This window comes from uncultured Ligilactobacillus sp. (genome assembly GCF_948826705.1).
Classification (GTDB): Bacteria; Bacillota; Bacilli; order Lactobacillales; family Lactobacillaceae; genus Ligilactobacillus.
This window is the reverse complement of the sequence record NZ_CAQLEL010000010.1, coordinates 1-8,301: the sequence shown is the minus strand read 5'-3', so window position 1 is coordinate 8,301 and position 8,301 is coordinate 1. Positions and strand designations below refer to the sequence as shown.

At 39.8% G+C, this 8,301-nt stretch carries 12 protein-coding genes; all 12 read right to left on the bottom strand.

Going from position 1 to position 8,301, the window contains the following annotated elements:
* Positions 1–106: 106 nt before the first annotated feature.
* Positions 107–295: a hypothetical protein gene (locus Q9Q35_RS00835; protein ID WP_066023965.1), complete on the bottom strand. Its 189-nt coding sequence runs from the start codon at positions 293–295 to the stop codon at positions 107–109.
* 1,667 nt (positions 296–1,962) lie between these two features.
* Positions 1,963–2,508, bottom strand: a complete 546-nt coding sequence (locus Q9Q35_RS00830) for a hypothetical protein (protein ID WP_221677406.1) — start codon at positions 2,506–2,508, stop codon at positions 1,963–1,965.
* A gap of 102 nt (positions 2,509–2,610) precedes the next feature.
* On the bottom strand, positions 2,611–2,946 hold the full coding sequence (locus Q9Q35_RS00825) for a hypothetical protein (RefSeq protein ID WP_119448521.1): 336 nt from the start codon (positions 2,944–2,946) through the stop codon (positions 2,611–2,613).
* A 21-nt stretch (positions 2,947–2,967) separates the two neighbouring features.
* A complete protein-coding gene (locus tag Q9Q35_RS00820) occupies positions 2,968–3,342 on the bottom strand; it encodes a hypothetical protein (protein WP_119448520.1) in 375 nt (124 codons plus the stop codon).
* Between the two features lie 31 nt (positions 3,343–3,373).
* A complete protein-coding gene (locus tag Q9Q35_RS00815) occupies positions 3,374–3,766 on the bottom strand; it encodes a hypothetical protein (protein WP_221677408.1) in 393 nt (130 codons plus the stop codon).
* 336 nt (positions 3,767–4,102) lie between these two features.
* Positions 4,103–5,662, bottom strand: coding sequence for a phage/plasmid primase, P4 family (locus Q9Q35_RS00810; RefSeq protein ID WP_119448518.1), 1,560 nt, complete (start codon positions 5,660–5,662; stop codon positions 4,103–4,105).
* Positions 5,652–6,446, bottom strand: a complete 795-nt coding sequence (locus tag Q9Q35_RS00805; protein ID WP_119448517.1) for a bifunctional DNA primase/polymerase — start codon at positions 6,444–6,446, stop codon at positions 5,652–5,654. Before Q9Q35_RS00805 ends, Q9Q35_RS00810 begins: the two co-directional genes overlap by 11 nt.
* A 7-nt stretch (positions 6,447–6,453) precedes the next feature.
* Complete coding sequence (locus Q9Q35_RS00800; RefSeq protein ID WP_119448516.1) at positions 6,454–6,867, bottom strand: hypothetical protein; 414 nt, start codon at positions 6,865–6,867, stop codon at positions 6,454–6,456.
* A 126-nt stretch (positions 6,868–6,993) separates the two neighbouring features.
* Entirely contained in the window at positions 6,994–7,176 is a 183-nt protein-coding gene (locus Q9Q35_RS00795; RefSeq protein ID WP_119448515.1) for a hypothetical protein, read from the bottom strand.
* A complete protein-coding gene (locus Q9Q35_RS00790; RefSeq protein WP_119448514.1) occupies positions 7,176–7,559 on the bottom strand; it encodes a hypothetical protein in 384 nt (127 codons plus the stop codon). The genes Q9Q35_RS00795 and Q9Q35_RS00790 overlap by 1 nt, the downstream gene beginning before the upstream one ends.
* On the bottom strand, positions 7,556–7,708 hold the full coding sequence (locus Q9Q35_RS00785) for a hypothetical protein (protein WP_160192596.1): 153 nt from the start codon (positions 7,706–7,708) through the stop codon (positions 7,556–7,558). The genes Q9Q35_RS00790 and Q9Q35_RS00785 overlap by 4 nt, the downstream gene beginning before the upstream one ends.
* Before the next feature lie 89 nt (positions 7,709–7,797).
* On the bottom strand, positions 7,798–8,082 hold the full coding sequence (locus Q9Q35_RS00780; protein WP_119448512.1) for a hypothetical protein: 285 nt from the start codon (positions 8,080–8,082) through the stop codon (positions 7,798–7,800).
* Positions 8,083–8,301 lie beyond the last annotated feature (219 nt).

Here is an 8,301-nt window from a genome sequence, read left to right as displayed (position 1 = left end):
TATTTGATGTCTGTAAACTGTGTCTGTGTGCTTATTTTTGACGCTTGAAATCGATCGTGTGGGATGTTATACGAAAAAGGGACGCCTTGAGCATCCCTATAGTTGGTTATTCTTGCAATTCTTGCTCACGCTCAGCAAGTAGCTGTTTAATTTCTTGAATGTCATCGATCGTCGCCATCTCTTTGATAAATTTGCGGGTGTATGATCGATAGCTATATACTTTCTTCTTGGCTTTGTTCTTTTCGTTCCACTTGTCCCGTGCTCTTGCTTGGGCTTCACTTGTTTTCTTTTCCATGCTGTCAGCTCCTTACTTGCCTAGTAGTTTTAAAATGATCCATAAGATACCATCGATCACCAGTAAGGCAATTAGTAATTTAAATAAAATAGGCTTGGTTTTTCTGATAAATTTCATAAAGTTTTCCATTTCCTAAGTGCTCCCGATTATGGTACTCTTAAACAGTAGGGGAGCCGTCCAAGTTTTCCCCTACCGCTTAAGTTATTAGTTTAAGAGTCGTTTAATCGTTTCTATCAACCATTCTAAGCCTTGTGCTAGTCCTAGTAAGAATGCTAGCCACTCGGCTAAGTCCTTAATGGTTTTGATTATTGAAATGATTTTCGGCTCTTTTCTTTTTCTCGGTGGCACTGCCTCACCTCCTTAACCTTATATTTATATTATACGGTATTACGTATATAAAAGCAAGTCTTTTTACTAGAAAAATGCTAATTTTCGCCAATAAATAATCAATAAAAACGCCAGCATTATAGGTTTCTTGGTCAATTATCGTCAATACTTCATCAATAAACACTCAATATCCTGTATTTGGCGTCAATATAGGTTTTTATTCTTGCATTTTCTAGCATTTTGCCTAATCACTTCCAAGCAATCAAGGCGGACCAGGTTTGTAATACCCCTTGAAAAAATTCCAACATATTCCAACATTTTTTAGTAGTCGTTGTAATAGTTATTGTTATATTTGCAGGAACTTATATATTTTTTTAAATAATTAGGGTTTACAAAAGTTTACATTTTCCGACTTCATGAAATCACGATCGCAACTAATAAAATAACCACTACTAAGCCAATAGCGCCAAAGGTTAAGGGCTAGGGATGTCATCGTAATGTAACCCCTGTTTTCTGCAATTCTAGCAATCGGATAGGGTATTTACATTCAAGCAAGTTAAAACGCTGCTAGGACGCTTATATTAGCTTATTTCAGCAATCAAAAAAGTAGCCATTTACTCCGATTTTTTCCGATCGTTAGGAAGTGAACCAGTTATAGCGCCAGTCGTGGCGCTGGCTAACGAGCGTAACTATAACTACGGTTGTGATTTGCTGTGTGGCTGTAACTACATAGCTCTATATTTTCTACGACGTTGCTACTTGTGGCAAAAAAATAGGTTAGCAAATGTTAGCATTTGACCTCAACAATTCTCAACATTTTATTTCAGCATTTTTCAGCAATTCATCCTATCAATTCCTAGCATCTTATCTTAGGTTTTCTTAGGGTTTTTGTACCTTTACCGTTGCTCTAACAGGCTCTGGAATAGTGTTTTTTTGCTTTAAAAAGGTGTGCATACAAAAATCAAAAAAGGGTGCACACAAAAACGCAAAAAGTACGCACACTTTTTGGCGTAATAACTAGCATATTGCCAGTGCTAATAACGTTTTGATGTCAGCATTTGTCAGCATTTTATGTCAACATTTGTCAACGTTTTATGTTACCATTTGCTACCATTTGACCTGAGCAAATCTGAGCAATTTGCTCCAACAATTCCTAACATTTTGGGATAGGTCCATGTTTGAATTTTCGGCGGTCGTAAGATCGTATTTATAACTACGCCCTTGATGTGTGTAACTGTGGTTACGGTCTTCTTTGGTGATCGTGCCCACTTGTGGGGACGTGGCTTTTTCGCTATAAATTAAAAGGGATGCCAACAGTCAGCCAGTGCATCCCTTGCGTTTTATTTGATTGGTGCTATTACTGATTTGATGTATTCGATCGCCGTCAAACATTCGATCTTAAGCATGTTACGCAACGCCTTAAGACTTGGATAGCCTTTAAGTGTGATGTTTCCACGCAAGCGGTTCATGTAATAGATCGTATACGGGTCAATGTCGTGTCCGTCTGCTAACAATTCTAAGCGGTGGCTCATGATCGATCTAAAACCGTAGCGACTTAATAGCATGACGGACGGCAGTAGTTTTACTTTCTTAGCGAATTTACCGTTATATTTTTCATTCAAGGCAAACTCTAGCCCTGTTTTGGCTACTTCTGCACACTCACGATCAAAGTAGTAGCCTAGCTGGTCCATCTCAAGTAAAAATAGATCGTTGATGATCTTATTAGCAGCGTTGATCTTATCTTCCGTCGATCCTTTCACGCCGTCATATACTGAAATAAATGCGGTGTAGGCTTCTAGTTGGATCTGATACGTCCGCAAACGTGTTGGGCTTGCGTGTCTGATGTCTTCCTTGAGATCGTTTAAGTTTGTGGGTATTACATTCATGTTTGAACTTCCTTTCAGGTTCCTTAGTATAATTACACTCGATAGGGTAGTTATGTGATTTAACGCCTATCTGCATAGGCGCTCTTGAGCTTAAAAACGATTTTAGGCGTTTTGTTTCTTTCTCAATTCTGCCAATCGTTTACTTGCCAACTCTTTTTGCTTGTCTGTCAGTCTTGCACGTTGTCGGATAGATACCAGGGCGCTATCATTCAAGTAGCCTTCCAGCATTGCCAATACTCCGCCGTTAGCGCTGTAGCCTTTGCGGTGTGGCTTGGTCTCGTCTAAAAACTTCTCGTACTTGCGTGCATGCTTTGGGACGTCTGTATAAATGTGCCAATTGTCAAGATCGTGGGAGTAGTTTAAGATCGTCTCCCGTTCTTCCTTGCTAGGGATGTCCCAGCTGTCAATAATGGTCAAGTTCTTGTTTTCTTCTGTCATGATATGATCTTCCTTTCTGTGCTATCTGTCCAAGTATTCGATCTCTTTTCTTGCGAATTCTTTTGCCTTACCTGTGGCGTGTGGATCTCTCAAGGTCTGACGTGCTAGCTCTAATCTGATAAAGTCATCAACGTATACATGACCATTAGCAACGATGAAGTGCTCGTCGTCGAATTGTCTAAAAATTGGATACTTGCGTTTTTGTTCTTCGATCAGTGTTGCTTTTTCATCAAGTGCCACGAAACCATTTTTGATAGCTTCAGCGGTAGGCGTTCCGTCTTCGTTGATGAAATTCTTTTCCAACAACAAGCGGTAAGTTTCAGCTTTGGACTTGCCAGCGTGTTTGAATACTTTTTCGAATGCATCTTCTACCAATCTTGGATATTTGATGTTCATGTTAGTAATTCCTTTCTGTGATACTTTGAACCTATTGCTTGATACCTGTGCTAACTTCATCAAGGATCAATGATGGTAACCAGTGCAGATCATTGTAATAAGCTTTAGGATCGTGTGCGATCGGTATCAGTGGTTTGATCTCGAATTCGTCATAAACAGGAAGTGCCTTTTTCGTAGGGATGATAAAGATCTTGTGATCGTTAAATAGTTCATGGAACGCCGTGGCTGTTTCTTTATTCCAACCATGCCAAAAAACAATATTTTGCTTAGTTTTGCCAATGATCTGATCTCCTTGCCAATCGATACCAAAAAGATCAAAAATAAGTTCGATCTCTGCGAAGTTCATTACATGTCTGTAACTGAGATAGTCTAAAATGATTTCTTTGATCTCGTCGATCTTGTTTCTAGTCTGATTTTTCTTCATGATTTTGCCTCATTTTCTGATTTTTGATGATTACCACCACAAAAAATAGGGGGTAAAAATAATGTCTAAAATGCTTGTGTCGGCAGTTTTATCCTTAGAGCCACAAGGGTTACAGCGATTTACTTGCTAAACTATACTGTTTTTTGCTCTCAAATTCTCTATATAGGGAATAGCCATATATAATATATATTTATATATATATTTAATTAATTAAGAAGTAAGTATAGTAAGTACAGTAAAGAGCTTTAAAACCTAGAATTACCAATGGTTACAGAGAACCGACTTTTTGCTTGTTTTACAATGCTTACCGTACGAATAGGGGCGCTTTAACCGTTTTTAAAACTTTGGACGTTCAAAAAGTGGCTTGTATGCTTGAGGATCAATTACTAATGTACGATCTTCAAACGGTGCTCCGTATTTGGCAAGAAGTTCTTTATCTTTTTCATTCCAGTGTTTGCCTGGTGCTAAGTCCTTGCGACTATAACGCCATCCTTTGGCCTCTAATATCGGGCGGGCTCGTCTGGTAAAGGTGGCTTGTTTCATCGTCTGCGGGTTATTTTCATATTTCATAGCTACCAAGAAGAACTTAAATAAAAATGATACTGGTACACGATCACTAATGGTCTCATCTAAGTAATTTTCAATGAAATAGGCCACCGGGTCATTATCAAGTTTGATATTATAAATAGCTTCTTGACTCTCTTTGGTATCTTCCAAGATGTCAAAGTCTAGTTCTAAGGCTTGTTTTAAGCACCATTCAAGCAATCGTTTATCTTTGATGTACTCTTGTTTGATCTTTCTTCCGGCTGGTGTATCTGGATACTGCTTATTGAATTTGATAACTCTGATACGTCTTAGCAATGCGTTAGACTTATCACCGAAGCGGGGCGTATCGTTCATAGATTGCACACAAAAAACTTTTAAAGTGGTGGAAAAAGGTGGCGTACCTTTCGGATTGATGATGATAGTCTCGCCAGTCAGCACACTTTTAAAGTTCTGGCTCTTTTCGTTGTAAGAGTCCGGGTGATTATCATCGCCGATCACCAAAGTAGAACCATACGCTTGAGCCAACTTAAAATCATTCTCGAAGTCATCAAGCTTCAATGATGAGTAATTGCCTTCACCTACGAGATTTTGCAACAAGCGTTCAAACGTGCTTTTTCCTGTGCGTCCATCCCCGCCATCGATAAGAAATGCAGCAGCTTCAGCGGTATAATTCGGGTTCACGGTGCAGGCTATCACTTGCCACAATAAGCGCTCTTTGCTGTCGTCACCTTGAGCAATCTCTTTTAACCAATTCGATAAGCTCCAATCGTTAAAAGTAGGCTCTGTGGCTTGTTGGTTGTAGTTAGTATGGATCTTCGAAGTAAAAACATAACTCGGGCTAAAAGGTTTAAGCTGTTTGGTGATCTTATCAAATATGCCATTACCTACCACGATCAAATATTTATCATCGGTGGGATGCTTTGGCTTAGCGTCTACGAGTAGATAGTTAAATACTTCCTTGGCTTGTCTGATCGTCAAAGTTCTTTCAACGCTGTAGATTAGCTCCTTAATAAGACGCTCGCTTTTTTTGTAGATCCCGTCGCCTGGATCGTAAAAGACGAGTGGGGCTTTTTCTAGGTCCTGTTCGTTTTTTCCGATGATCGCAAAAAGTACTGTACGTTTTAAAATGTCAGCTACCGCCCGAGGTGTGACCGGTTTTACTTTAAGCTCCCCAGTCTTTTCGTTAAAGTCTGAGTGTTCATCCCGCCAGATCTCGCCTTCATCTCTAAGCCGTTCCTTTAATTCCGTGATACTTTTTGCGTGTGGCTTTGGTTTGGCTCGTTGTTCGTTTACCTTTTCGATCAAGTCGTTAACTTCATTATCTGAGCTGATCTGCTTTTTATCTGTCATATTTTTGTACCTCTCTTTTGAATATGCTTTTAAAAATCGTGTTAACTTCGCTATCTGGTAGCGGTGGGGTGATATAATCACGGTTGATCTGTTGTGCGATCGTGTAAACTGTTTTAGGATCTGCACCGGTCCGAACTAGCCACCCGATTTGGCGAGTCAGCCAATTATTACGATCCCCGGCGTTTGTCCCGGTGACTATTTCATCTAACTTTTTGCCAGTCCATTTTTTAGACGTGATCGGCTTGCTGTTTGTTTGATCTTTATACACTGGTTTGCGTTCTTGCATTGCTTGGATCAACCATAAAGGCGCCGGTCTTATCTTCGTGTAATTATATTGATCTGTGATACTCCTGTAAGCATCGCCATTGATCGAACTAGGGGCTATTACTGTAAAATCTGCCAATAGATCAACGTTAGGGATGAAATTTGTAATTCGTTTGACTGGAACCGTACCAGTGTAAAAGAAGTGCAAGCCACCGCTTGGGGTCTGTTCAATATAAGTTTCAGCTGGTAGATCGTAACCATATTCCGCCAATTTCAAGATTGTATCTCTAATGCTAGCGCCTGCGTGATTGTCGATGTCTACCACGATCAACCAAGACCAAGCAAGATCAAGACCAACGTTGATATTTCCGTGAACGTCAAACCAGTTTGAAATTTCCTGCTCATCATTGGAAGCTGTCAGATAGCTTTGGCCCTTAAGTGGTTGCTTCGTATTTGGTACTAGTGGGTAAACTCTGTAACCACGTTTGGCAAGCTCTAAGGTATATTGTTTAGGTGTCATAAATTGTTTATCCTTTCGGTTTTAACTTGGGTGAGACTTCCAACGCTTTTAGTTGATCGTATAACTCTGGATCAAAGTGCTTTATCCCAGTTCCGTAGTATTTTAAGACTGCTTCAAGGCCTTTGATAGGCAACTTATTTTGTGCTAGCCTGAACTTTGATGCTTTGATGATTTTTTGTGTGACAATCAGACCGCAAAGCTTTTTGTATAGTTTTGGATCTTCATTTTTTAACTGATCTCCATAGGTCAAAAGTGTTTCTTGAGCTTCTTTGAATGAAAGCTTATTCGTTTGGATCAGATGAGATAAGTTAACTTTAAAGTTTCGGTTTTGCTTTTTGATCATTTTTTCTGTAGTATTCATGATACTGTTATCCTTTCTCATTGCTTTAACTTGATTTTCGATACTGTTTTCGTGTAACATGTAACTAATTCCTTTCGTGTTATGCTTTTCGTGTAACGTGAAATTTCCCTTTCTCATGCTAGATCTGCGGTAATTTCTAGTCATGATGTAATGCTTGTGCCTGCTGGTGTGGTGTCCAGTGGGCTTTTATTTTGCTCTTGATCGTAACCACTCGATCACAAAAGGGGTCACTAGTCCAGCTACTCCAAAGATCAGCGTAAATACTCCGATCGATAATAAATACATAGCCATAGCATATTTAACGCCGTCCTTGTCTGATCGTTCTTCTTCAAACAACCAGCAGGCGTCTTTTTTGATTTGTTCTAACATTATGCGTACACTCCTTTTATCATTTGATTTTTTACCTTGATAACGTCATCGATATTCAAGATGTGCCAGTCTGTTACGGTATACTCACAAAAGCCCGTACTTTTAACGATAGGGGCGATGTATCCAAGTCGCTTTAATCGCTCCAGATCTTTGACCACTTCATCAGTCAAGCCACCTAGGATATAAACAAGGTGAGTTCCGTTGGCCACTACTCCCGTACTACTTGCCTGCATACATAACAAGCCATAAAGCTGTTTTTGTTCAAGTGTCAGCTTGCTAACGTTCATTATCCTAGTAGGGATGTAAATGCCGTCCTCTTCTGTGATAACTTTTTCCAAGCAAGTATTTAATCTCAATCGCTCTTTCTTGGTAAATTCCTTCATGTCGTCCAGTCCTTTCTTAAGTCTTCCAAAAGCTCGTTTAATGCTTCTTCTTCAACCTGTAACATTTGCGTGTATTCTTCTTCGCTTATGTCTATCAAGTCTGTTTCTGTGATCTCGATAGGCTCGAATATAATTTCGTCATCATTCATCTGTATGATCTCCTGTGATCCATAAAGCTGGCCTTTAAACCACCTAGCCCAGTGCTTATTTATCGTTAAAGCTCTATGGATCATGTGCATTATTCTGTTGTCTCGTGTTCTGCTAACCAATCGATAAGCGTTTGCCGTTTGATGAGTGTATTCATCCCGTCGATCTTAACGACTGGCAAACCTTTCTTTATCCATTTATCAACTGGTGTTACTGACTTAAGCCCCATGAACCTAGCCACTTCGCTTTTAGTCATATATGGAGCGCTGGGAGCATTTGAGGCGACTTTTAGCATCGTTACCAGTTGGCCAACGCTTTTAAACTCTTCCGTCAGTTGCATGTCTTCGGTGTCTAGTGTGATTGTTACTTTAGCCATTGTCTTGATCTCCTTCGCTTATTTTGGTAAGTGGTCCACGTTGGGGGACTTCTTGGCTGTCTTGATAGTTTCATGGTGCTAGCCCCTATTTGAATTAGGTTTACGGATTTCAAATTCTAAAAGCCTGTATTTGTCGTTTAATGTCATCAGCTTGGCCACTTCCTGTGCGATCTCGTCACGTTCTGCCACTTGTTGGGGTGTCATGTCGTCTTTTTTGAT

Bases quoted from the DNA above. Each gene is read 5' to 3' on its own strand.
- Q9Q35_RS00835 (WP_066023965.1), bottom strand. From the start codon at position 295: ATGGAAAAGAAAACAAGTGAAGCCCAAGCAAGAGCACGGGACAAGTGG.
- Q9Q35_RS00830 (WP_221677406.1), bottom strand. From the start codon at position 2,508: ATGAATGTAATACCCACAAACTTAAACGATCTCAAGGAAGACATCAGA.
- Q9Q35_RS00825 (WP_119448521.1), bottom strand. From the start codon at position 2,946: ATGACAGAAGAAAACAAGAACTTGACCATTATTGACAGCTGGGACATC.
- Q9Q35_RS00820 (WP_119448520.1), bottom strand. From the start codon at position 3,342: ATGAACATCAAATATCCAAGATTGGTAGAAGATGCATTCGAAAAAGTA.
- Q9Q35_RS00815 (WP_221677408.1), bottom strand. From the start codon at position 3,766: ATGAAGAAAAATCAGACTAGAAACAAGATCGACGAGATCAAAGAAATC.
- Q9Q35_RS00810 (WP_119448518.1), bottom strand. From the start codon at position 5,662: ATGACAGATAAAAAGCAGATCAGCTCAGATAATGAAGTTAACGACTTG.
- Q9Q35_RS00805 (WP_119448517.1), bottom strand. From the start codon at position 6,446: ATGACACCTAAACAATATACCTTAGAGCTTGCCAAACGTGGTTACAGA.
- Q9Q35_RS00800 (WP_119448516.1), bottom strand. From the start codon at position 6,867: ATGTTACACGAAAACAGTATCGAAAATCAAGTTAAAGCAATGAGAAAG.
- Q9Q35_RS00795 (WP_119448515.1), bottom strand. From the start codon at position 7,176: ATGTTAGAACAAATCAAAAAAGACGCCTGCTGGTTGTTTGAAGAAGAA.
- Q9Q35_RS00790 (WP_119448514.1), bottom strand. From the start codon at position 7,559: ATGAAGGAATTTACCAAGAAAGAGCGATTGAGATTAAATACTTGCTTG.
- Q9Q35_RS00785 (WP_160192596.1), bottom strand. From the start codon at position 7,708: ATGAATGATGACGAAATTATATTCGAGCCTATCGAGATCACAGAAACA.
- Q9Q35_RS00780 (WP_119448512.1), bottom strand. From the start codon at position 8,082: ATGGCTAAAGTAACAATCACACTAGACACCGAAGACATGCAACTGACG.